Annotated in this window: 22 protein-coding genes; 15 read left to right on the top strand and 7 right to left on the bottom strand. The window is 74.2% G+C overall.

Features of this window, described 5'->3' with window-relative positions; translation table 11 throughout:
* From FHS22_RS38990 to FHS22_RS21250, 4 genes are all read left to right on the top strand, one after another.
* Positions 1 to 2,520: condensation domain-containing protein (locus tag FHS22_RS38990; protein ID WP_420829984.1), on the top strand; the 2,520-nt coding region annotated here is incomplete at its 5' end.
* Positions 2,517 to 6,497, top strand: coding sequence for a non-ribosomal peptide synthetase (locus tag FHS22_RS21260; RefSeq protein WP_184944096.1), 3,981 nt, complete (start codon positions 2,517 to 2,519; stop codon positions 6,495 to 6,497). The genes FHS22_RS38990 and FHS22_RS21260, both read left to right, overlap by 4 nt.
* Entirely contained in the window at positions 6,494 to 6,703 is a 210-nt protein-coding gene (locus FHS22_RS21255; RefSeq protein ID WP_184944095.1) for an MbtH family protein, read from the top strand. The genes FHS22_RS21260 and FHS22_RS21255 overlap by 4 nt, the downstream gene beginning before the upstream one ends.
* A 118-nt stretch (positions 6,704 to 6,821) precedes the next feature.
* The gene (locus FHS22_RS21250) at positions 6,822 to 7,565 is read left to right on the top strand and encodes a thioesterase II family protein (RefSeq protein WP_184944094.1); all 744 of its coding nucleotides are present in this window, start codon (positions 6,822 to 6,824) and stop codon (positions 7,563 to 7,565) included.
* Here FHS22_RS21250 and FHS22_RS21245 read toward each other — a convergent pair.
* Entirely contained in the window at positions 7,532 to 8,413 is an 882-nt protein-coding gene (locus tag FHS22_RS21245) for an esterase/lipase family protein (RefSeq protein WP_184944093.1), read from the bottom strand. The genes FHS22_RS21250 and FHS22_RS21245 overlap by 34 nt on opposite strands.
* A 223-nt stretch (positions 8,414 to 8,636) precedes the next feature.
* Here FHS22_RS21245 and FHS22_RS21240 point away from each other — a divergent pair, with 223 nt between their 5' ends.
* Positions 8,637 to 9,545 carry a carbamate kinase gene (locus FHS22_RS21240; protein WP_338047872.1) on the top strand — a complete coding sequence of 303 codons (909 nt, stop codon included), beginning with the start codon at positions 8,637 to 8,639 and terminating at the stop codon, positions 9,543 to 9,545.
* 71 nt (positions 9,546 to 9,616) lie between these two features.
* Complete coding sequence (gene bar / locus FHS22_RS21235; RefSeq protein WP_184944092.1) at positions 9,617 to 10,717, top strand: barbiturase; 1,101 nt, start codon at positions 9,617 to 9,619, stop codon at positions 10,715 to 10,717.
* A 72-nt stretch (positions 10,718 to 10,789) separates the two neighbouring features.
* On the opposite strand, the gene FHS22_RS38240 is transcribed toward bar, so the two are convergent.
* Positions 10,790 to 10,915 carry a hypothetical protein gene (locus FHS22_RS38240; RefSeq protein ID WP_260408132.1) on the bottom strand — a complete coding sequence of 42 codons (126 nt, stop codon included), beginning with the start codon at positions 10,913 to 10,915 and terminating at the stop codon, positions 10,790 to 10,792.
* 179 nt (positions 10,916 to 11,094) lie between these two features.
* On the opposite strand from FHS22_RS38240, the gene FHS22_RS21230 reads away from it, so the two are divergent.
* Complete coding sequence (locus tag FHS22_RS21230; protein WP_184944091.1) at positions 11,095 to 11,667, top strand: SseB family protein; 573 nt, start codon at positions 11,095 to 11,097, stop codon at positions 11,665 to 11,667.
* On the opposite strand, the gene FHS22_RS21225 is transcribed toward FHS22_RS21230, so the two are convergent.
* Positions 11,579 to 12,607, bottom strand: a complete 1,029-nt coding sequence (locus FHS22_RS21225) for a cation:proton antiporter (protein ID WP_184944089.1) — start codon at positions 12,605 to 12,607, stop codon at positions 11,579 to 11,581. The genes FHS22_RS21230 and FHS22_RS21225 overlap by 89 nt on opposite strands.
* Positions 12,586 to 13,587, bottom strand: coding sequence for a hypothetical protein (locus FHS22_RS21220; RefSeq protein ID WP_184944087.1), 1,002 nt, complete (start codon positions 13,585 to 13,587; stop codon positions 12,586 to 12,588). The genes FHS22_RS21225 and FHS22_RS21220 overlap by 22 nt, the downstream gene beginning before the upstream one ends.
* 129 nt (positions 13,588 to 13,716) lie before the next feature.
* Here FHS22_RS21220 and FHS22_RS21215 point away from each other — a divergent pair, with 129 nt between their 5' ends.
* Entirely contained in the window at positions 13,717 to 14,580 is an 864-nt protein-coding gene (locus FHS22_RS21215) for a prepilin peptidase (protein ID WP_184944085.1), read from the top strand.
* A gap of 21 nt (positions 14,581 to 14,601) precedes the next feature.
* On the opposite strand, the gene FHS22_RS21210 is transcribed toward FHS22_RS21215, so the two are convergent.
* Positions 14,602 to 15,069 (bottom strand): GNAT family N-acetyltransferase, encoded by a 468-nt coding sequence (locus FHS22_RS21210; protein ID WP_184944083.1) that lies wholly within the window; start codon positions 15,067 to 15,069, stop codon positions 14,602 to 14,604.
* 261 nt (positions 15,070 to 15,330) lie between these two features.
* Here FHS22_RS21210 and FHS22_RS21205 point away from each other — a divergent pair, with 261 nt between their 5' ends.
* Positions 15,331 to 15,840, top strand: a complete 510-nt coding sequence (locus FHS22_RS21205; protein ID WP_184944081.1) for a GNAT family N-acetyltransferase — start codon at positions 15,331 to 15,333, stop codon at positions 15,838 to 15,840.
* A gap of 172 nt (positions 15,841 to 16,012) precedes the next feature.
* Positions 16,013 to 16,672, top strand: a complete 660-nt coding sequence (locus tag FHS22_RS21200) for an HAD-IA family hydrolase (protein WP_184944079.1) — start codon at positions 16,013 to 16,015, stop codon at positions 16,670 to 16,672.
* A 32-nt stretch (positions 16,673 to 16,704) separates the two neighbouring features.
* On the opposite strand, the gene FHS22_RS21195 is transcribed toward FHS22_RS21200, so the two are convergent.
* Positions 16,705 to 16,905, bottom strand: a complete 201-nt coding sequence (locus FHS22_RS21195) for a helix-hairpin-helix domain-containing protein (protein WP_338047871.1) — start codon at positions 16,903 to 16,905, stop codon at positions 16,705 to 16,707.
* Between the two features lie 16 nt (positions 16,906 to 16,921).
* The gene (locus FHS22_RS21190; RefSeq protein WP_184944075.1) at positions 16,922 to 17,815 is read right to left on the bottom strand and encodes a DUF4429 domain-containing protein; all 894 of its coding nucleotides are present in this window, start codon (positions 17,813 to 17,815) and stop codon (positions 16,922 to 16,924) included.
* A gap of 261 nt (positions 17,816 to 18,076) precedes the next feature.
* Between FHS22_RS21190 and FHS22_RS21185 the strand changes: the two genes are divergently transcribed.
* The 5 genes from FHS22_RS21185 to aroQ all read left to right on the top strand — a co-directional run bounded on the left by FHS22_RS21185 (position 18,077) and on the right by aroQ (position 22,417).
* Positions 18,077 to 18,943, top strand: a complete 867-nt coding sequence (locus tag FHS22_RS21185; RefSeq protein ID WP_338047870.1) for a class I SAM-dependent methyltransferase — start codon at positions 18,077 to 18,079, stop codon at positions 18,941 to 18,943.
* 168 nt (positions 18,944 to 19,111) lie between these two features.
* Entirely contained in the window at positions 19,112 to 20,290 is a 1,179-nt protein-coding gene (gene aroC, locus FHS22_RS21180; protein ID WP_184944074.1) for a chorismate synthase, read from the top strand.
* On the top strand, positions 20,290 to 20,793 hold the full coding sequence (locus FHS22_RS21175; protein WP_184944073.1) for a shikimate kinase: 504 nt from the start codon (positions 20,290 to 20,292) through the stop codon (positions 20,791 to 20,793). Before aroC ends, FHS22_RS21175 begins: the two co-directional genes overlap by 1 nt.
* Positions 20,794 to 20,833: 40 nt before the next feature.
* Positions 20,834 to 21,910: a 3-dehydroquinate synthase gene (aroB, locus tag FHS22_RS21170; RefSeq protein ID WP_184944072.1), complete on the top strand. Its 1,077-nt coding sequence runs from the start codon at positions 20,834 to 20,836 to the stop codon at positions 21,908 to 21,910.
* Between the two features lie 75 nt (positions 21,911 to 21,985).
* Positions 21,986 to 22,417, top strand: coding sequence for a type II 3-dehydroquinate dehydratase (gene aroQ / locus FHS22_RS21165; protein WP_184944122.1), 432 nt, complete (start codon positions 21,986 to 21,988; stop codon positions 22,415 to 22,417).
* The last annotated feature ends 72 nt before the right edge of the window (positions 22,418 to 22,489 follow it).

Here is a 22,489-nt window from a genome sequence, read left to right as displayed (position 1 = left end):
CGGGTGTTCGTGCTGGATGAGTGGTTGCGTCCGGTGCCGGTGGGGGTGGTGGGGGAGTTGTATGTGGCGGGGGCGGGTCTGGCGCGGGGGTATGCGGGGCGGGCGGGGTTGTCGGCGGAGCGGTTCGTGGCGTGTCCGTTCGGGGGGCCGGGGTCGCGGATGTACCGGTCGGGGGATCTGGCGCGGTGGGGGCGGGATGGCCGGTTGGTGTATCTGGGGCGGGCCGATCAGCAGGTGAAGGTGCGGGGGTTCCGGATCGAGCCGGGGGAGGTCGAGGCGGTTCTGGTGTCGCATCCGGGGGTGGTGGAGGCGGCGGTGGTCGTGCGGGAGGACCGGCCGGGCGACCGGCGGCTGGTGGCGTACGTGGTGGGGGCGCCGGGCGCGGGCCGTCCGGCGGCGGAGGGGTCGGCCGGGATGCGCGCCGTACCGGCGGAGTCGCCACGGGATGTGGCGGAGGGGGCGGCATCACCGGAGCGCGCGCCGGAGAACGGGACCGCTCTGTCAGCGGAGGAGGTGCGGTCCTTCGTGCGGGAGCGGTTGCCGGAGTACATGGTGCCGGCGGCGGTGGTGGTGCTGGGGGCGTTGCCGTTGACGGGCAACGGGAAGCTGGATCGGGCGGCGTTGCCGGTGCCGGGGGTGGCGGTGTCGGGGCGGGGGCCGTCCACGGGTCGGGAGGCGGTTCTGGCGGGGGTGTTCGCCGAGGTTTTGGGGTTGGGCTCGGTGGGGGTGGATGACGGGTTCTTCGATCTGGGCGGGGACAGCATCAGCGCGATCCGGTTGGTGGCGCGGGCCCGGCAGGCGGGATTGGTGTTCTCGCCGAAGGATGTGTTCCGGCATCAGAGTGTGCAGGCTTTGGCATTGGTGGCGGTGGAGGAGGAGGGGGTCGAGGTCGAGCCGGAGGGAGCCGGGACCGGCCCGGTGCAGCCCACACCGATCATGCACTGGTTGAGCGAGCTGCCCGGCCCGACGGACGACTTCAGCCAGACGGTGGTGCTGCGGGTGCCGCCGGGTCTGGGGCTGGAGCCGCTGACCGCGGCGGTGCAGGCCGTACTCGACCGGCACGACACGTTGCGGCTGGTCTGCCGGGGATTGCTCTCGGCAATGAATATCGCCGAGAGCAATCCCCGGCCGGGGGAACCCGTCGGGGGCCTGGAGGTGCTGCCGGCGGGGGCGGTGGCGGCGGCCGGGTGCGTGCGCCGGGTGGAGACGGCGGATGATCTTGCCGCCGCAGTGGCGCGGGAGGCGGCGCGGTCGCGGGCGGGGCTGGATCCCGCGTGCGGGCGGATGGTGCAGGTGGCGTGGCTGGACGCCGGGCCGGGGGTGTCGGGGCGGCTGGTGGTGACGGTCCATCACCTGTCGGTGGACGGGGTGTCGTGGCGGATCCTGCTGCCGGACCTGTTCGCCGCGTGGGAGGCGGCGGGCCGGGGGGAGGAGCCGGTGCTGGATCCGGTGCCGACCTCGTTCCGGACCTGGGCCCGCAGACTCCACGCCGAAGCGCAGGTCAGGGAGGGGGAGCTCGGCCTGTGGACCCGGATCCTGGAAGGGGACGGCCGCGCGGAGGACGCGCTCGCCGCCTGGCGGGACCAGGGAGAGGACGCACCGGCCGCAGGGTGCGGCCCGGAGGGGGACGGTCCCGGCGCCCGGCCGGACGCGGCGCAGGGCACGGGCGGTGCCCTGCCGGATTCCCGGGGAGCCGAGCCCGGTCGCCTGGACCCGGCGCGGGACACCTTCGGCACCCAGGGACACCTCACCCTCGAACTGCCCCCCGAGATCACCGAACCGCTGCTCACCACCGTTCCCGCCGCCTTCCACGGCCGGGTCAACGACGTGCTGCTCGCCGGGCTCGCGCTCGCCGCGGCCAGGTGCACCGGACGGGAGTCGATCCTGCTCGACCTCGAAGGACACGGCAGGGAGGAGATCCTCCCCGGCGTGGACCTGTCCAGGACCGCCGGCTGGTTCACGACCATGTACCCCGTCCGGCTCGACCCCGGCCCGGCGGACTGGAGCGACCTGCCCGGCCCCACCGCGAGCCGGGCGATCAAACGGGTCAAGGAGCAGCTCCGGGCGATCCCCGACAACGGCATCGGGTACGGCCTGCTCCGCCACCTCAACCCCGGGACCTCGGCCCGGCTGAGCACCTACCCGGCCCCGGAGCTGGCCTTCAACTACCTCGGCCGGGTCGAGGCCGCCCCGGGGACGGACTGGTCCCCGGCGGACGAGTCCGACGCGGCGGGCGGCGGGCACGACCCCGGCCTCGCTCTGCCGCACGCACTGGAGGTCAACGCCCTCACCCGGGACACGCCCGAGGGGCCGCGCCTGCGGGCGACCTGGTCATGGGCGGGCCGCCTGTACACCGAAGAGCGGGTCAGGGAGCTGGCCGAGGCGTGGTTCGCCGCGCTGACCGGGCTGTCCCTGCACACCGGCGGCGGCCTGACCCCCTCGGACCTGCTGGTCCCCGTCAGCCAGGAAGAGATCGACGCGTTCGCGGCGGAACTCGACGCGGAGTGGAGCGCCCGATGACACCCACCGGCTCGATCACCACCTCCGGCACCGCCGCCCCGGCGCTCACCGGCCCCGTGATCCCGGCCGCCCCCGCCGCTCCGGCGACCGGCGGCCCGGCATCCCAGCTCGAGGACATCCTGCCGCTCTCGCCGCTCCAGCAGGGCCTGTACTTCCACGCCGTGTTCGACGAGGCCGCGCCCGACGTCTACACCGCCCAACTCGTCCTCGAACTGGAGGGCCCGCTCGACGCGGCGCGACTCAGGGACGCCGCCGCCAGGCTGCTCGCACGCCACCCCAACCTGCGCGCCTCCTTCCGGCAGCGGGCGAGCGGCGACCCCGTCCAGCTCGTCCACCGCCGGGTCGAGGTCCCCTGGCGGGAGGTCTCCGGCGGGGACCCCGACGCCGTGGCGGCCGAGGAGCGGGCCCGCCGGTTCGACCTGGCCCGGCCGCCGCTGCTCCGGTTCGCCCTGGTACGGCTCGCACCGGACCGGCACCGGCTGGTCCTCACCAACCACCACATCCTGCTCGACGGCTGGTCCACCCCCCTCCTGGCCGCCGAGTTCCTCGCCCTCTACACCGGCGCGGAGCCTCCGCCCGCCCCGCCGTACAAGGACTACCTGGCCTGGCTCGTCCGGCAGGACCGCGCCGCCGCCGGAGCGGCGTGGGGCCGGGCCCTGGACGGGCTCGACGGGCCCACGCTGGTCGCCCCCGACCTCGCGGGCGGGCCCCCGGCCGACCCCGGCCGGGTCCGGGCCCACCTCAGCGAAGGGCTCACCGACCGGCTCACCACCGTCCTGCGGTCCCGCTCCCTCACCCTCAACACCGCGGTCCAGGGCGCGTGGGCGCTGCTGCTGGCCCAGCTCACCGGCCGCGACGACGTCGTCTTCGGCGGCACCGTCTCCGGCCGCCCGGCCGAGCTGCCCGGCGTGGAGCGCATGGTCGGCCTGTTCATCAACACCCTCCCGGTCCGGGTACGGCTCCGCCCCGACGAGACCCTGACCGGGCTGCTGGCCCGGATCCAGGCGGAGCAGACCGACCTGCTGCCCCACCACCACCTCGGCCTGGCGGAGATCCAGCGGTGGCACGGCTCCGGTGCGCTGTTCGACACGATGACGGTCCTGGAGAACTACCCGACGGACACCGCGGCGGCCGAGGTCGGCGACGGGCTCAGGCTCACCGGGGCCGGGGGGAGCGACGCCACCCACTACCCGCTCGCCCTGGCGGTCGTCCCGGGCGGGCGGCTCTCGCTGCGCCTGGACCACCGCCCGGACGTCTTCCCCCGCGCGGAGGCGCTGCGCCTGCTCAACCGGCTGACGCGGCTGCTCAAGGCCGTCGCCGCCGACCCCGACCTGCCGCTGGCCCGGCTCGACCTGCTCTCCGCCGACGAGCGGGCCCTGGTCGGGGCGGAGGCCGTACCGGGAGGGACGGCGGACGCGGAGACCGGGCGGGACGCGACGCTCGTGAGCGCCTTCGCCGAGCAGGCGGAGAGGACCCCCGACGCCGAGGCCGTCGCCGGTGACGGGTTCTCCCTCACCTACGCCGCGCTCAACGGGCGGGCCAACCGGCTCGCCCACCTGCTGGCCGAGCTGGGGGTGGGGCCGGAGACCCCGGTCGCGGTGCTGCTGGAGCGGTCGGCCGAGGTGGTCGTGGCGACCCTGGCGATCGCCAAGGCCGGCGGCACGTACGTGCCCGTCCACCACGGCTACCCGCCGGAGCGGATGAGCTGGGTGATGGCCGACACGGGCGCGCCCGTCCTGGTCACCGACCGCGAGCCGGGCTTCGCCCACGGAGCCGCGGTGGTCCGCCTGGACCTTCCCGGCGCCGCCGCGGGCGACGACCCGGGCTTCGTGCCGGAGTACGACCCGCACGTACGGGTCCACCCCGGCCAGCTCGCCTACGTGATCTACACCTCGGGCTCGACCGGCACGCCCAAGGGCGTCGCCGTACGCCACCGCGACGTCGTCGCCCTCGCCGCCGACCGGTGCTGGACCGGGAGGCACCGGCGCGTGCTGATGCACTCGCCGCACGCCTTCGACGCCTCCACCTACGAGATCTGGGTGCCGCTGCTGACCGGGGGCACGGTCGTCGTCGCCCCGCCCGGCGAGCTCGACCCGGCCGCGCTCGCCCGGCTCGCGCACGAGCACCGGCTGACCGCGCTGTTCATCACGACCGCCCTGTTCAACCTGGTCGCGGAGGAGGACCCGGGGACGTTCGCGCTCCTGGCGGAGGTCCTCACCGGCGGCGAGGCCGCCTCGCCCGCGGCCATGCGCCGGGTGCGCGACGCCTGCCCGGACACCGTCCTCGGCCACGTCTACGGGCCCACCGAGACCACCACCTACGCCACCTACCACGCGGTCTCCGAGGTCGGGGAGGGCGCGCCGCCCATCGGCCGGGCCATGGACGGCATGCGGGCGCACGTGCTGGACGGTTTCCTCCGGCCGGTCCCGCCGGGCGCGGTCGGCGAACTGTACCTGTCCGGCGCGGGCCTCGCCCGGGGGTACCTCGGGCGGGCGGGGCTGACCGCCGAGCGGTTCACGGCCTGCCCGTACGGCGGGCGGATGTACCGGACCGGGGACCTGGCCCGGTGGACGCCGGAGGGCGAGCTGGAGTACCTGGGCCGGGCCGACCAGCAGGTCAAGATCCGCGGGTTCCGGATCGAGCCGGGCGAGATCGAGGCGGTGCTGGCCCGGCACCCCTCGGTCGCGCAGGTGTCGGTGCTGGCCCGGGACAACCGGCTGGTCGCCTACGTGGTGGGCGTGGAGGAGCGCACGGCGGGCGGCGGGCGGGAGGGCGCCGGGGACGTCCCGGCGGCCGGGACCACCGCCGGAGGCGTCGTGCCGGAGGAGCTGCGGGCGTTCGCGGGGAAGACCCTGCCCGAGTACATGGTCCCGCAGGCGGTCGTGGTCCTGGACGCGCTGCCGCTCACCCCGAACGGCAAGGTCGATCGCGCCGCCCTCCCGGAACCGGGCGTGCCCGCATCCGGACGGGCCCCCGAAACCCCCGGCGAGGAGCGGTTCTGCCGCCTGTTCGCCGAGGTCCTCGGCCTGGAGCGGGTCGGCGCCGACGACGGCTTCTTCGACCTGGGCGGCGACAGCATCGCGGTCATCCAGCTCGTCTCCCGAGCCCGGAGGGAGGGACTGGAGATCAGCCCCCGCGAGGTGTTCGCCCGTCAGACGGCCGAGGCCCTGGCCCGCGCCGGCTCCCCGGACGACCCGGACGGCCCCGGCGACCCGGACGCCTCCACGGGACGCGAGATCCTGCTCCCGCTGCGCCGGACGGGCGCCGCGCCGCCGCTGTTCTGCGTGCACCCCGGCGCCGGCCTCGGCTGGCCGTACTCCGGCCTGCTCCGCCGCCTCGGCCCGGACCAGCCGGTCTACGCCCTCCAGGCGAGGGTGCTGTCCGAGCCGGACTACACCGCCCCCTCGATCGAGGCCATGGCCCGCGACTACCTCGAACAGGTCCGCCGCGTCCGGCCGCGCGGGCCGTACCTGCTGGCCGGCTGGTCGATGGGCGGCCTGATCGCCCACGCCATGGCCGTCGAGCTGCGCGAGAGCGGCGAGGAGGTCGCGCTGCTGGCCGTGCTCGACGCCTACCCGGGGCGGGAGGGCGGCCCGGACGAGCGGGACGTGCTGCCCGAACTGCTCGCCGCGATCGGCTACCGCGGCTCGGGGGAGATCGACGACGTCGTCGCGTTCGTCCGGGACCAGGGCGGCCGGTACGCCACCCTCGACGAGCAGACATTGCTCGCGGTCTACCGCAACTACCGCAACGGTGTGAAAATCTCCCAGGAGTACGAGCCGCGCTGCTTCGACGGCGACGTGCTCTTCGTCACCGCCGCCCACGGCCGCGAGGCGGACAGCCCCACGGCCGCCGACTGGAAGCCGTACGTCACCGGAACGATCACCGACCACGCGGTCGCCTGCGACCACGCGAGCATGCTGAACCCCGGACCGGCGGCGCAGATCGCCGAGCTGCTCAGGAAGGAACTGCGATGACCAACCCCTTCGAGAACCCCGACGGCACCTACTTCGCACTGGTCAACGACGAGGGCCAGTACTCCCTCTGGCCCTCCTGGGCGGAGATCCCGGCGGGCTGGACCGTCGCCTTCGGCGAGGACACCCGGCAGGCCTGCCTGGACCACATCGAGACGAACTGGACCGACATGCGGCCCAGCAGCCTGATCCGGGCGATGGGCGAATGAGCCCCGCCGGCCTCCCCTCCGCGGCCGGCGCGATCCGCGCTCTCCCCGCCGGAGCGCCAGCGACCGGTGGACCCCCCGCCCGGCCCCGTACGGTCCCCGGCGCGGGGAGCACGCCCCGATGACCCTGCTCCGCTGCCCCCGCCCCCGGCCGGGGGCGACCACCCGCCTGGTCTGCTTCGCGCACGCCGGCGGCTCGGCCGTCGCCTACCGCGAGTGGCCCGCCCTGCTGCCCGACTCGGTCGAGCTGCACGGCGTGCAGCTCCCCGGCCGGGCCGACCGGTTCGCGGAGCCGTTCCCGGAGAGCCTCGACGCGCTGGCCGCCGAGATCGCCGGGGCGCTCGCCCCCCTGCTGGACCGGCGTGTGGCGCTGTTCGGGCACAGCATGGGCGCGCTGCTGGCCTACGAGGTCACCCGCCTGCTGGAGGCGCAGGGCCTCGGCCCGGTCCGGCTGTTCGTCTCGGGCTGCCCGGCGCCGCACGAGCCCCGGGAGAGGCGCAGGTTCTCCGAGTACGACGACGACCGCCTGGTGGCCGAGCTCGCCCGGCTGGGCGGCTCCGAGCCGGCGGTCCTGTCCCACCGGGGGATGCGCGAGGTCATCCTGCCCTACGTGCGCGGCGACTTCCGGCTGATCGAGGACCACCGCTCCCGCCCCGGCCCCCCGCTGCGCACCCCGATCTCCGCGTTCGTCGGCGAGGCCGACCCGGTCGTCACGGCGGCCCAGGCCAAGTCCTGGGAGGCGTGCACGGTCTCGGGCTTCACCCTGACGACGTTCCCCGGCGACCACTTCTACCTGCAGCCCCTGCGGGAGCGGGTGGTCGCCGAGGTCGTTCAGATGATGAGCGCGAAGCAGTCGGGACGGTAGTCCTCGGGCAGCGGCCCGGGGACCTCCAGCGCCTTGTTGACGTAGGAGAGCATCACCGGGTCCAGCGTCTCCAGGTTGTGCCCGATGGCGCCCTCGACGAGCCCCTTGAGCGGGCAGTCGTCCTGGAGCAGCCGGTTGCCGACCTGCTCGGGCGGGCCCTCGATGAAGGTCGAGGCGACCTCCTGCTCGGCCTTCAGCCCGAGGGCGGTGTAGCTCACGCCGGGTTCGACCATCGAGGGGCTGCCGAGCGCCTTCATCAGCTCGGAGCCCGGGCGCAGCTCGTCGCAGACCGTCTCCCACCCGCAGCTCCTGCTCAGCTCCTCGGTGAGGTCGTGGTGCGGCGCGCCCAGCGTGACGAGCTCGGCGACCTTCCCCGCCCCGCCGTCGAAACGCATGTACGCCCGGGGCACGACCCCGCCGAGGCTGTGCCCGACGACGGCCACCTTCTCGGCCCCGGTCGCCTGGAGCACCCCCTCCACGAAGATCCCCAGCGCCTGCGCCGACTCCCTGATCGACCTGCTCCACCCGTAGTCGAGCGCGAAGACGCAGTAGCCCTGCTTGCTCAGGTACGGCGCCGCCACCGGCCACGTCACCGCCCCGGTGCTCTTGGCCCCGTGCACCAGGACCACCGGGTACGGCGTGGCCTCCCGGGGCCGGCAGTCGAAGTCGTTGGCGCCGGAGAGCCCCTCCGAGGCCATCCTCCTGGCCTCGGCGACCCGGTCGGTCCTGGGCGGCTCGGGCGTCGCCTCCCGGCCCACCATCGTGTCGGCGGCGAAGACGAGCACCGCGAGCCCGACCGCGACACACAGGATGACCACGGCGATCTGGCCGAGACGGAGCTGCCCCACGCGATCTCTCCTCCGAAGGGACCCGGAAGATGCAGCCTCGCCCACGGGCCCCGCCCGGTTCTATGGCCCCGCCGCACCGCTTGCCCGGCGAACTTGGCACGGCCGTACAACTCCGGCAGCGGAGCGCCGCCCCCTCGGATGGCGGGTTCTGCCGAAGAATCCCTGGCCGTTGGGCGACAACCGCCCATGAGGGCGGGGCGGGCGGGCCGTTACCGTCGCCCCTGTGGGTGAACGTGTGGTGATCGCGCTCGGCGGCAACGCCATGACGGCCTCGGACGGGAGCGCGACGCCGGAGGACCAGCGCCGCGCCGTCGAGGGGGCGATGCGGCACGCCGCCGCGCTGATCGCCGCGGGCCACCAGGTCGTCCTCACCCACGGCAACGGCCCGCAGGTGGGAAACCTGATCCTGAAGAACCAGCTCGCCGCGGACGTGGTGCCCCCGGTGCCGCTCGACTGGTGCGGGGCGCAGACCCAGGCGACGATCGGCGCGCTCGTGCTCAACGCCCTCGACGGCCGCGCCTCCGTCGTGGTCACCCGCACGCTCGTCGACCCCGCCGACCCGGCCTTCGGCGACCCGGTCAAACCCATCGGCCGCTACTTCACCGAGGCCGAGGCCCGCCGCTTCGAGGCGCTCGGCCAGACCTGGCGGCGCTTCGAGCGGGGCTGGCGCCGGGTGGTGCCCTCCCCGGAGCCGCTGCAGATCCTCGACGCGCCCGCCGTGGCGGCGCTGATGGCCGCCGGGTTCGTCGTCGTGGCGGCGGGCGGCGGGGGCGTGCCCGTGGTCCGCGGCCCCGACGGGAGACTGACCGGGGTCGAGGCCGTCATCGACAAGGATCTGGCCGCGGCCCTGCTGGCCCGGACCGTGCGGGCCGCCCGGCTGGTGATCGCCACCGACGTGCCGCAGGCCGTCGTGGGCTTCGGTACGGCGCAGGCCCGCCCCATCGGCCCGATCACCGCCTCCGAGCTCCGCGGGCTGCACGCCGCCGGGCACTTCGCCGCGGGAAGTATGGGCCCGAAGGTGGAGGCGGCCCTGCGCTTCGTCGAGCACGGCGGCGACCGGGCGGTCATCACCTCGCTGGAGAACATCGCCGAGGCGGTCACCGGGCAGGCCGGGACCGTGGTGCGGAAGTGAGCGGTGCGAAAGTGAGCGGTGCGGAAGCAAACGGTGCGGAAGCCGAGACGACCGACTGGAAGGTGGCTGTGATGCCGGAACCGATCGAAGTGCGCAAGGTGCCCATCGAGAGCGTGACCGACGCCTCCGGGCTGGCGAAGCTCATCGACGACGGGGTGATCGAGGCGCACCGGGTGCTCGCGGTGATCGGCAAGACCGAGGGCAACGGAGGGGTGAACGACTACACCCGGATCCTGGCCGACCGCGCCTTCCGCGAGGTGCTCGCCGCCAAGGGCCACCCGGCGCCCGAGAGCGTCCCGCTGGTGTGGTCCGGCGGCACCGACGGCGTGCTCAGCCCGCACGCCACCGTCTTCGCCACCACCGCCCCGGAACCGGGCGCCGAGCCGGGCGACGAGCCGCGCGTCAGCGTCGGCATCGCGATGAGCGAGGTCATCCTGCCCGAGGACATCGGCCGCCCCGCCATGGTGGAGAAGGTCGCGGCCGGGGTGCGCGAGGCCATGAAGACCGCGGGGATCGACGACCCCGCCGACGTGCACTACGTGCAGACCAAGACACCGCTGCTGACGCTGGCCACCATCAACGACGCCAAGTCGCGCGGCAAGGACGTGGTGACCGAGGACACCGGCCCGTCCATGGACATCTCCAACTCCACCACCGCGCTCGGCATCGCCGTCGCCCTCGGCGAGATCGAGATGCCCTCGGCCGAGCAGATCCACCGGGACCTGTCGCTGTACTCCTCGGTCGCCTCCTGCTCCAGCGGGGTCGAACTCGACCGCGCCCAGATCGTGGTCGTCGGCAACGTCCGCGGCATCGGCGGGCGCTACCGCATCGGCCACTCGGTGATGAAGGACGCGCTGGACGCCGACGGCATCTGGGAGGCGATCCGCTCCAGCGGCATCGAGCTGCCCGAGCGCCCGCACCCCTCCGACCTGAAGGGCCGCCTGGTCAACGTCTTCATGAAGTGCGAGGCCGACCCCTCCGGCCATGTCCGGGGCCGCCGCAACATCATGCTCGACGACTCCGACGTGCACTGGCACCGCCAGATCAAGGCGACCGTCGGCGGAGTGGCGGCCTCGGTCACCGGCGACCCGGCGGTCTTCGTCAGCGTCGCCGCCGTGCACCAGGGGCCGAGCGGAGGAGGCCCGGTGGCCGCCATCGCCGACCTCGGCTGACCCCCGCCGCCCTCCTCCGGGGAGGGTACGGCCGCGCCTCCCGCGCGGCCGTACCCCCACCGGAGGGGCCGGTCACCTCCACAGCGCGTAGACGACCGCGAGGGCCGCGACGAAGGCCGTCGCCTCCACCGTGTACCGGGTCGCCCGCGCGAGCCGCGACTCCCCGAGCCGGGTGCCGTTCTCGGCCGATCCCATCATGGCCTGCCCTCCCTGTCCGGTGAGAGCATCCTGGCCCGCCCGCGGGCCCGGCCGCATGGGTCCCATGTCCCGACTTTCCGGGACCGGGGAGCCGTGCGCCCCGGGACCGGCGCGGCTCCGGGACGGGGAACCCACCGCGTGTCCCGCCCCTCCACCGGCCCCCGGTAGGCTCGCGGTTCGTGCCGAGCATTCCGCAGCCCCTGGTCCCCGACGACGACGGCGGCGCCGACGCCTCCGCGGCGTCCGCGCTCGCCGCCTTCTCCGCCGGTACGGCCGGTCCCGGCGAGGTGGTCGCCGCGCTGAGCGGCGCCCGCCTGCTGGTCCCCGTGGTGGCCCTGCTGATCGGCTCCGAGGTCGGCGAGCACGGGCTCCGGCAGGAGAAGGAGAGCGAGATGGCCCTGCCGAAACTCGTCGGCAAGGACGGCCGCGAAGCGGTGCTCGCCTTCACCGGGACCGAACCGCTCAGGCGCTGGCGCCCCGACGCCCGGCCCATCCAGGCCACCGTCCCGCAGGTCTGCCGGGCCGCCGCGCAGGAGAAGGCCGCCGCCGTGGTGGTCGACGTGGCCGGGCCGGTGCCGTTCGTGATCGAGGGAGGCGTGCTCGCGGCCTTCGCCGCCGTGGAGTCGGGGACCCTCGACGAGCTGGCCGCCGGGGTCCCCGGGATCACCGTGGCGCGGATGGCAGAGGCCCCCGGGGATGCCGGGGCCCCCAGGCGTCGGCGGTTCGGTTGGCCACGACGTGGACGAGGTTGATCGTCAGGATCGCCGGGGCGATCACCGCGACGAACCCGCCGAAGTCACGTTCGAAGACCAGGGCGAGGATGACCGCGGTGACCCCGTTCTGCTGGGCCAGGCCGAGGTGGACCCGGTCGATCACCGGCAGGCCGTGGGTGAGCACCAGCGCGGCGAGCATCTGGGCGGCGAACGCGGTCAGCCCGAGCAGCACGCCCATGCTCATGTTCGCCCCGCCCACCAGCAGCAGTCCCATCAGGAACGCCGAGAGCGCGAACGCCGCGCTCACCGCGCGGGCCAGCCAGCGTGAGTCCGGCAGCCGGAGGTAGAGCCCGGCGGTCGCCAGGCCGAGCATGAGCGAGCTCCACGCGGCCGAGACGACCGCGGTGACCGCCGCCACGTAGCTCAGCACCGGCGGGGCGGTCCTGACCAGCCGCCACACCAGGTAGGCGACCAGCGCGAACAGGGCGTTCAACCCCAGGTCGGCGAAGTAGGCCGCCGACAGCCCGCCGCCGCCCGAGCCGCTCACCAGCGCCGCCGCGTACACCGCCAGGATGATCGTCACCGGGTCGTCGAAGGAGGACCAGGCCCCCAGAATCGTCTTGGCCCGGCCGGAGAGCCGGTCGTCCCGCATTACGGAGGCGACCGAGAGCGGGTCGATCTGGGCGACCACCACCGCCATGATCAGCGCGCGCGGGTCGCCGGAGACCAGGTGGACGACCCCGGTGATGAACGCGGTCTTGAGGACCACCCCCACGGTGACGGCCAGCACGATCAGCCGCGTGTGCTCCCTGGCCTCGGCGCGGTCGATGCCGTGCGTGCTGCCGTACAGGCCGATGGCCAGCAGCAGGCTGCTGAACAGCACGTAGACGGAGGAATGCTCGAGGCCGTCCAGCCCGCCGAGTTCGGCGGCGAGCCAGCCGAGGCCGACGACGACGATCAGGAGCCCGATTCGGGCCAAGGCTCACTCCTTGAGATGGACCGCAGCCGGCCTCCCTGCTCCGCGGGGTTCGGGGGGCGTTCGCGCTGGTTGATCGGGGGAAGCGTGAAATGGCCGCGGATCATGTCCACCAGCCTCGCCATCTTGTCGTCGGCGATGTCCACCTTGCGCTGGTCCAGGGTCACGCCGATCAGGTAGCGGGTCTCGTCGATCCAGTAGAAGTACAGGGCGCCGCGCTCGACGTCGAGGACGGTGCGGATGAGGATGCCGCCCTCGATCCGCCGGAACTGCCGGTTGAGCCGGCCGGTGAGCCAGTCGAGCTGGTGGCCGGCCTTCAGGTAGACCTCCCGGCGCTCCTCCTGGTCGGTGTCGTGGAAGAAGTGCGCCAGGTCGGCGTCGTCGAGCACGTCGGTGTAGAAGCAGCAGCGCCCGTCGGCGTAGTAGGCGACGAAGTGCAGGTCGTCCTGGTCGAGCATGGCGACGCAGCTGCCGAGCGACTTCTCCACCGACGGGCCGATCCCCGGCAGGGTGCGGATCAGGATCTCCGACTCGCCGATGACCTTCCGCTTGGTGGCGCTGGGCGGCGGGCCCATCCCGGCCTCCAGGTAGGGCAGGTAGAGGCCCCTGCGGTACTGGATGAGGAGGTAGACGCCGGTGACGAACGCGAAGGCGCTCACCCCGGTGGTGATCAGCCCGTGCAGCTCGCCCGGGACGCCGCTCCGCCCCAGCACCGGGCCGAACGCGGCGACGAGCCCGAGCACGCCCTCACCGGCCGCGGTGACCGTCAGCGCGGCCACCATCAGCACCGGCAGCCGCGCCCGGATCCGGCCGATCACCGTGGCGAGCAGCGCGAGGGAGACGATCACCACGACGACCGTGACGGCGCGCGAGACGTCGTACTCCTCGCCCTCGATGTACCAGGCGACGATCTCCAGCAGGACGGGGAGCAGGATCAGGGACGCGATGACGGCGGGCAGCCGTGCGAAGCGGTCCCTGTCCACGCGATCCCCTCCTCCGGGCGGAAGTGGTCACCAGCGTCCATGATCGGCTCCGGCTCCGTCAATGACGTCGCACGTCATACCTGGGGCGCCCGGCGGACACGGAAAGTTCGGCCGGACTATGGTCGAGCGGTGATCTCCCCCTGGTGGACCGTCCCGCCGGCCGCGCTCGCCCTGATCGCGCTCGCCCTGGTCGCAGGCGGCCTGCAACGCGCCGCGGTGTTCCGCCACTCGGTGGAGCACGGCCGGCCGCCGCGCGCCCACTGCCCGGCCTGCGCCGCCCGCCTCGTTCCCGGAGCCGGCGGGGACGCGCTCCGGGGGAACCGACGGAGGGCGGCCGCTCCGCGGGGAGGGGGGAGGCCGGCCCTCCCGGGCGGGCCGGGCATGGCGGTCCTGCCGTCCACGGGCCGCTGCCCGGCCTGCTCGGCCGAGATCGGGCCGCCGCCGTTCTCCGTCGAACTGATCACCGCGCTGCTCCTGGCGGACCTGGCGGCGGTGGCGGTTCCCACCGGGGAGGCGGGTGGACCGGGCGGGCCTCCCGGGGAACTGCTGGCCTTCGGCTGGCTGGCCGTACTGGCGGTTCCGCTCGCGTTCGTCGACACGGCCGTCCGCAGGCTCCCCGACCGGCTGACCCTGCCCGCCTGGGCGGGGACCCTCACGATCCTCGCGGTGACCGCCGCCCTCGGGCACCGCCCCGGCGACCTGGTCACGGCCGTGCTCGGCGGCCTGGCGATGGGCGCCTTCTACCTGCTGCTCTTCCTCATCCATCCGGCCGGGATCGGCCTGGGCGACGCCAAGCTCGGCCTGGCCCTGGGCAGTGCCCTGGGCTGGTTCGGCTGGAACGAGGTCCTCGCCGGGCTGTTCCTCACCCACCTGCTCGGCGGCCTGTACGGCGCCGCCCTGCTCGCCCTGCGCCGCGCCCGAAGGGGAACCGAGATCCCCTTCGGCCCCTTCATGATCATTGCGGCCTTCGCCGTCATCCTGACCGGCCGCTGAACCGGCGGGCCCGGATCCGCGTCAGAGGTCCCGCTCGGCGACGATCTCGTCGTCGCTCTTCTCCCCGGTCGGCCGGAAACCGAGCTTCAGGTAGAACGGCTCGGGTCCGCCGTCGCCCGGCACCCAGGTCACCGTCACCCGTGTCTTCCCGCGCCTGCGGAGCTCCTCGCACACGGCCTCCACCGCGAAGCGGCCGTATCCCCGGCCCTGCTCGTCGGCGGCGACGGCCAGCCTCCAGAGGCCGGAGCGGGGCGGGTCCTGCGGGTCGTCCGGGTTGAGGGGGACGTCCAGGAAGAGCATCACGAAGCCCACGAGCCGGTCGCCGTCGAAGACCAGGCGCGGCCAGGCGACGTCGGGTTGCACGTACGCCTCGGCCAGCGACTGCGCGACCGGAGCCACGAAGCGCTCCTGGCCGGGGCGGAGCCTCATGTCGCACGCGGCGCGGACGTTCTCGGGGGTGACCTTCTCCAGGCGGAGCGACGCTGTCATGCCGGGCACCCTATAGACACCCCGAGGGGGCCGGGCAACCGAATAACGGCCCGCCGGTGCCGTACGGGACCGGCGGGCCGGAGGCGCATCGGGGAGGGAACCCGCGGGCGGAGCCGGTCCCGGGTGGCGCGGGGGCTCACCGGGCGAGGGACCCCGCCGAGGCGGTGAGCCGTACCTGTGCTGGGAACCGGTCCGCAACCTGCGGTAGAACAGGGGAAGCCCTGCCACCGCAGCGGCTTCCCCGGAGGAGCGCCCACCGCCATGCCCCGTACCTGGACCACCCGGCCCGAGACCGGGCGGGACGTCCCCGCGATCCGCGAGGTCGTTCTCGCGGCCTTCCCCACCCCGATGGAGGCCGACCTCGTCGAGGCGCTGCGCGCCGACCCCGCGTGGATCCCCGGCCTGTCCATCGTGGCCGTGGACGACGACGGCACCGTCGCCGGCCACGCCCTCCTCACCCGCTGCCACGTCGGCGACGCCCCGGCGCTGGCCCTGGCCTCCTGCGCGGTCCTGCCCCGCCACCAGAAGCAGGGCGCGGGCTCGGCCGCGATCCGCGCCGGCCTGGAGGCCGCCCGCGCCATGGGCGAGAACCTCGTCCTCGTGCTCGGCCACGCCGGGTACTACCCGCGGTTCGGCTTCACCCGGGCATCCGCCTACGGGATCCGCCCGCCCTTCGAGGCCCCCGACGAGGCGATGATGGCCCTGGTGTTCGACGACGCCCTCCCGGTCCCGAGCGGTGTCATCGCCTACGCTCCGCCGTTCGGCGTCTGACCCGCCCGCCGGCTCCTGCGGTGCCGGAATCCGCCGGCAGCGCCGCGCCGGCGCGACGAGCGGCGTGCAGGGGGCGGCCTCCCCGCCGCCGAAGGACCTGAACACCGGCCGTTACCGGACGCCGATGGCGGACGGGCGCGGGGCCGGGGACCGGCGTGTTAGCGTCGCGCACGTGCCCCCCGCGATCCTCTTCGACATGAACGGCGTCCTCGTCGACGACGAGGATCTCCACTTCCAGGCGGCCCGGCGGGTCGTGGAGGGCATGGGGCTCTCCATGAGCGGCGAGGAGTACGGCGCGTTCTTCTTCGGAAGGACGGACAGGGAAGGGTTCGGGGACTTCTTCGCCCGGCGCACTCCCTCGGTCCGCCAGGACGTCGCAGGCGTCGTCGCGGAGAAGTCGCGGGCCTACAGCCGGCTCGCGGCGTCCGGTCTCCGGGCCTGCGAGGGAGCGGCCGAGCTCGTCAGGAGCCTGGACCGGGCGGGTTTCCCCCTGGGGCTGGTCACCGGCGCGATCCGCGCCGAAGCGGAGGCCGTCCTCGCACTCCTGGAGATCGGGGACCTGTTCAGGGGCGTGGTCACCGCGGAGGACGTCTCAGCGGGGAAGCCCTCGCCCGAGCCCTACCTCAGGGGTGCGTCCCGGCTGGGCCGGGAGCCGCGCGAGTGCGTCGTCATCGAGGACTCGCCCAGCGGCGTGCGGTCCGCCAGGGCCGCCGGGATGGCCTGCATCGCCGTGACCTCCACGTACGGCGCCCGCGACCTGGCGGAGGCGGACCTGGTCGTCGCCCGGCTGACAGAGCTGACCGTCGAGACGATCAAGGTCATGGCCGCCTGACGGAGATCGCGGGATCAGGGTCCTTTCGCGGGTCACCCGCCGCGGAAGGAGAGGCCGCGCTCGGCGAGGGTGTCGCGGAGGATGCGCACCGCCTTCGGCCCCACGCCGTGCAGCGCGAGGAGCTCGGCCTCGGTGACGCCGGTGAGCTGCTCCAGGCGGGTGTAGCCCGCGCCCTCCAGCGCGCGTTGCGCGGGGGCGCCGATCTTCGGCAGGCCGCTCTCTCCGTGTTCCACGGTCACTCCTCCGGGCTCAGGTGTCCTCGAGGCGGCGTAGCAGCGAACGTTTGGCCGCGGCGAACTCGTCGTCGGTGAGCACGCCCGAGCGGTGCAACTCGCCGAGCTCGCCCAGCCGGCGGATCACGGTGTCGTGGCTCTCCAGCTCGGCCACGCGGCGCAGCAGCGCATCCTGCTCTCCGGATCCGCCGGCCGGCAGCGCGGGCGGATCCGCGGGCAGCCGCGCGAGCCGGGCCAGTACGGCTGCGGCCACCAGGGCGGTCGTGCCGCCGTAGCGCTGCACGCCCCAGGCCAGGCAGTGCAGGTCCTTCTCCGGCGCCTTGGCGGGCGGGCCGCCCCTGAGCCGGAAGCGGAGGAAGCCGTAGCCCAGGCCGTGCTGCGGGGCCCACTCCACGCCCTCCACGTCCGGCAGCAGGAACGCCTGCGGACCCGCCGACTCCTTGCCCGAGCCGGCGAACAGCGTCCACTCCAGGCGGATCCGCTCGCCGTCGAAGCTGACCGTGCCGTCGCCCGCCGCGGCCGAGACCGGGACGGCGGGGCCGGGCAGCAGGAAGGCCTCGGCGGGGCCGCTCGGCACCTGCTCCAGCGTCAGGGCGTTGCGCACCTCGTCGACGAGGTACTCGGCCGCCCCGGTGCGCTCCCTGGGGACGGCCAGCCGGTAGGGGTCGGCGGGGCCGGTGAGCCGCCCGGCGACCACGTCGGCCAGCGGGTCCGCGCCCGGTCGCAGGCGGAGCTGGAGGCTGCCGCCCTTGCGCGACGGCTCGAACGACACGCCGCCGATCGCCGCGAGGGGGACGGCCAGCTCGCCGAGCGTCCTGCGCAGTTCGTGGACGCCGTCCCCGCCCGGCACGATCCGGAGGACCTCACCGTCGAACGTCCATGACCCCTCCGGGACGAAGATCTCGGTCATGCCCGTCACCATAGGACATCTCCGGCATGTCGCGGTGTGTCCCCGTCCTTCCGTCGACCGAAGTATCGCGTCGCCCGACTTCGGTAGGGTGCCCCGCCGTACCCCGGCCGAGGGGGATCCTTCCGTGCCGGACGTCCGGTGAGGGCCGGGACCGCTCATGGATCAACTCTGATAAATGATGCCTGATTGAAATCTTTTGCCGCTTATGGAATTTTTTATTGTCTGATATAATCGCCAAATCTCTATATAGCCTTTCGTTCCGTGAAACATGACGGACAACCAAGTCAGACGGCGCTCATGGCGGCGGCGGCCCGCGCGGCGCACCTGATCGTCGACGGCGAACCCCGGATCTTCACCGACCCGCTGGCGTACCGGCTCCTCGGGGCGGGGGCCGAGGAGATGGTCGGCTACCACCGCTCCCACGGGGGGCATCCCGTGCTCGCCGGCGCCCGGGTGTCCGCCGTGACCCGCAGCCGCTACACGGAGGACCGCCTCGCGCAGGGCGCACGACGGGGCCTGACGCAGTACGTCGTCCTCGGTGCGGGCCTCGACTCCTTCGCCTACCGGCCGGAGGCGGCCGCCGGGATACGGGTGTTCGAGGTCGACCACCCGGCCACCCAGCGGTGGAAACGCGATCTGCTGGCCGGGGCGGGGATCGCGGTGCCGGACACCGTCGCCTTCGTCCCCGCCGACTTCGAGGACGGGTCGCTGGCGGACCGGCTCGCGGCGGGCGGGTTCGACCCCGCCCGGCCGGCGTTCGTGAGCTGGCTCGGCGTCAGCATGTACCTGACCGGGCAGGCGGTCGGCCGGATGCTCGACGTGGTCGCCGGGTTCGCGCCCGGCAGCGAGCTCGTCCTGGACCACCTGCTCCCGGAGGAGCTGCGGGACGAGGCGGGCCGGGCGTACGCCGAGGCGGTCATGGCGGTGGCCGCGCAGGGCGGCGAGCCCTGGGTCTCGTTCTTCGGCCCGGAGGAGATGTCCTCGCTCCTGGAGGAGCACGCGTTCGAGGTGATCGGGCACGCGAGCCAGCGCGACTCGGTCGAGGCCGCCCTCTGGGAGCGCTCCGACGCCCTGCGCCCGTCCGGGCTCGTGCACCTCGCCCACGCGAGAATCCCCGGACCGGCCTGACCGGCGTGGGGCGGCGTGGGTCGGCGGCCGGGGACGCCCGGCCGCCGTCCCGTGCCACCGCCTCATGCCGCCGTCCCGTTCCTCCGTCTCATGTCGCCGTCTCATGTCGCCGTCTCATCAGGTGAGCTGCGGCCATTCCAGTGGGCGGCACGTGGAAGACTTGTCCTCATGTTGCGCTGGTTGACCGCCGGAGAGTCCCACGGCCCCGAGCTCGTCGCGATCCTGGAAGGACTGCCCGCAGGGGTGGAGGTGACGACGGCCGACATCGACCGCGCCCTGGCGCGCCGCCGCCTCGGCTACGGCCGCGGCGCCCGGATGAAGTTCGAGCAGGACGTGGTCACCGTCGTGGGCGGCGTGCGGCACGGCCGCACCCTCGGCAGCCCCGTGGCCGTCCGCGTGGGCAACACCGAGTGGCCCAAGTGGGAGACCGTCATGGCCGCCGATCCGGTGGACCCGGCGGTGCTGGAGGGCCAGGCCCGCAACGCGCCCCGCTCGCGCCCCCGCCCCGGCCACGCCGACCTCGCCGGCATGCAGAAGTACGGCTTCGACGACGCCCGCCCGGTGCTCGACCGGGCCAGCGCCCGCGAGACCGCGGCCCGCGTCGCGCTCGGCCAGGTCGCCAGGAACTTCCTCAAGCAGGCGCTCGGCGTCGAGATCGTCAGCCACGTCGTCTCCATCGGCTCGGCGCAGACCACCGAGGGCGTCGTGCCCGGCCCCGGCGACATGGACGCCGTCGACGCCGACCCGGTGCGCTGCGCCGACCCGGCCGGCAGCGCCGCGATGGTCGCCGAGATCGACAAGGCCCACAAGGACGGCGACACCCTCGGCGGCGTCGTCGAGGTGCTCGCCTACGGCCTCCCGCCGGGCCTGGGCAGCTACACCCACTGGGACCGCCGCCTGGACGCCCGGCTGGCCGCCGCCCTGATGGGCATCCAGGCGATCAAGGGCGTCGCGGTCGGCGACGGCTTCGAGACCGCCCGCCGCCCCGGCTCCCGCGCCCACGACGAGATCGAGAACACCCCGGACGGCGTGCGCCGCATCACCAACCGGGCCGGCGGGGTCGAGGGCGGCATGACCAACGGCGAGCCGCTGCGCGTCAGCGCCGCCATGAAGCCGATCTCCACCGTGCCCCGGGCGCTGGCCACCATCGACGTGCTGACCGGTGAGGCGGCCAAGGCCCACCACGAGCGCTCCGACGTCTGCGCGGTCCCGGCCGCCGCGATCGTCGCCGAGGCGATGGTCGCCCTGGTCCTGGCCGACGCCGCGCTCGAGAAGCTCGGCGGCGACTCCGTCGAGGAGGTCGCCCGCAACCTGTCCGGATACCTCTCCTCCATGGTGATCAAATAATGAGTCCTCGCGCGGTGCTGATCGGTGCTCCGGGATCGGGCAAGTCGACCGTCGGCAGGCTGCTGGCCGAGCGGCTCGGGGTCGCCTTCCGCGACACCGACGCCGACGTGGAGGCCGTGGCGGGCAAGCCGGTGGGCGACATCTTCGTCGAGGACGGCGAGGAGCGCTTCCGCGAGCTGGAGGCGGAGGCCGTACGGCTGGCGCTGGCCGAGCACGACGGCGTGCTCTCGCTGGGCGGCGGCGCGATCCTGGCCGAGGCGACCCGGAAGCTGCTCGCCGGGCACCCGGTGGTCTACCTGGAGGTCGGCCTCTCGCAGGCGGTCTCCCGGGTGGGGCTGGGCTCGGCGCGCCCGCTGCTGGTGCTCAACCCGCGCAGCCAGCTCAAGAAGCTGATGGACGCCCGCCGCCCTGTCTACCAGGAACTGGCCGCGATCACGGTCTCGACCGACGATCGGGCGCCCGGCGAGGTCGCGGACGAGATCGTGAAGGGGATCGGCGGATGAGCGGACACGACGTGAAGGCGGTCCTGACGGGGGCCCGGCGATGACGGTCACCAGGATCCCGGTCCCCGGCGAGGCGCCGTACGACGTGGTGGTCGGCACCGGCGTCCTCGGCGAGCTGCCCGGGCTGCTCGGGCCGAAGGTCCGCACCGTCGCGGTCGTGCACCCGGCGAGCCTGCCGGAGATCGCCCGGCCGGTGTGCGGCGCGATCGAGGCGGCCGGATACGAGGTCGTCGCGCTGCCGGTGCCCGACGCCGAGCGGGCCAAGACCGTCGAGGTGGCCGCCGAGCTCTGGTCGGCCTTCGGCCGCTACGGCATCACCCGCTCCGACGCCGTGGTCGGCGTCGGCGGCGGGGCCACCACCGACCTGGCCGGGTTCGTGGCCGCCACCTGGCTGCGCGGGGTCAAGGTCGTGCAGGTGCCGACGACCCTGCTCGGCATGGTCGACGCGGCGGTCGGCGGCAAGACCGGCATCAACACCCCCGAGGGCAAGAACCTCGTCGGCTCCTTCCATCCGCCCGCCGGGGTCCTGTGCGACCTGGCCACGCTGGTCTCGGTGCCCCGCGACGACTACGTCGGCGGGCTGGCGGAGATCATCAAGGGCGGGTTCATCGCCGACCCGGTGATCCTGGACCTCGTCGAGGCCGACCCCGAGGGCGCCCGGCTCCCCGAGGGGCGGCACACCCGCGAGCTGATCGAGCGGAAGGTCCGGATCAAGGCCCACGTCGTCGGCGCGGACCTGCGCGAGGGCGGCCTGCGGGAGATCCTCAACTACGGCCACACCCTGGCCCACGCCATCGAGCGGGTCGAGGACTACCGGATGCGCCACGGCGAGGCCGTCGCCATCGGCATGGTCTACGCCGCCGAGCTGTCCCGGCTGGACGGCCGGATCGGCGCCGACGTCGTGGAGCGCACGCGCTCCGTCCTGGCCTCGGTCGGCCTGCCCACGGCCTACCGCAGGGAGGCCTGGCCCGCGCTCCGCGACCATATGCGGCTGGACAAGAAGAGCCGCGGCGCCACGCTGCGCTTCGTCGTCCTGGACGGCCTGGCCAGGGTCTCCCCGCTGGAGGACCCGGCCGAGGAGCTCCTGGAGGCCGCCTACAACGAGGTCGCGCGGTGAACCGCGCCGAGTGCCCGGAAGCGGGCCCGGCGGGCGGTACGGCCGCGCGGCGAGTGAGGAACGGTGAATGATCGGATGAAGCTCGTCTACGTCCTCAACGGCCCCAACCTCTCCCGGCTGGGCACCCGCGAGCCCGACGTCTACGGCGCCGAGACCTTCGCCGACCTGGCCGAGCTCTGCCGGGAGACCGGCCGGGAGCTGGGCCTGTCGGTGGAGGTCAGGCAGACCGACGACGAGGCCGAGATGGTGGGCTGGCTGCACGAGGCGGCCGACGGGAAGATCCCGGTGGTGCTGAACCCGGCGGCGTTCACCCACTACTCGTACGCGCTGCGCGACGCCATCGCCCAGCGCACCGCGCCCCTGGTGGAGGTGCACATCTCCAACCCGGCGGCGCGCGAGGAGTTCCGGCACACCTCGGTGGTCGCCGCGGTGGCCACCGGCACCATCGCCGGGTTCGGCCTCACCTCGTACGTGCTGGCCCTGCGGGCCGTCGCCGACGCGGGCTGACCGGCAGGGGCGTGCCGGCGGCCGGCGGGATCCGGGCGACCGGGACCGTCTGAACAACCGATCGCGGCCGGA

The sequence above is a fragment of the Thiemannella venezuelensis genome (assembly GCF_014203605.1).
Lineage (GTDB): Bacteria > Actinomycetota > Actinomycetes > Streptosporangiales > Streptosporangiaceae > Planomonospora_A > Planomonospora_A venezuelensis.
The sequence above is the reverse complement of the archived record's forward strand: the minus strand, read 5'-3'. Positions and strand labels throughout refer to the sequence as shown.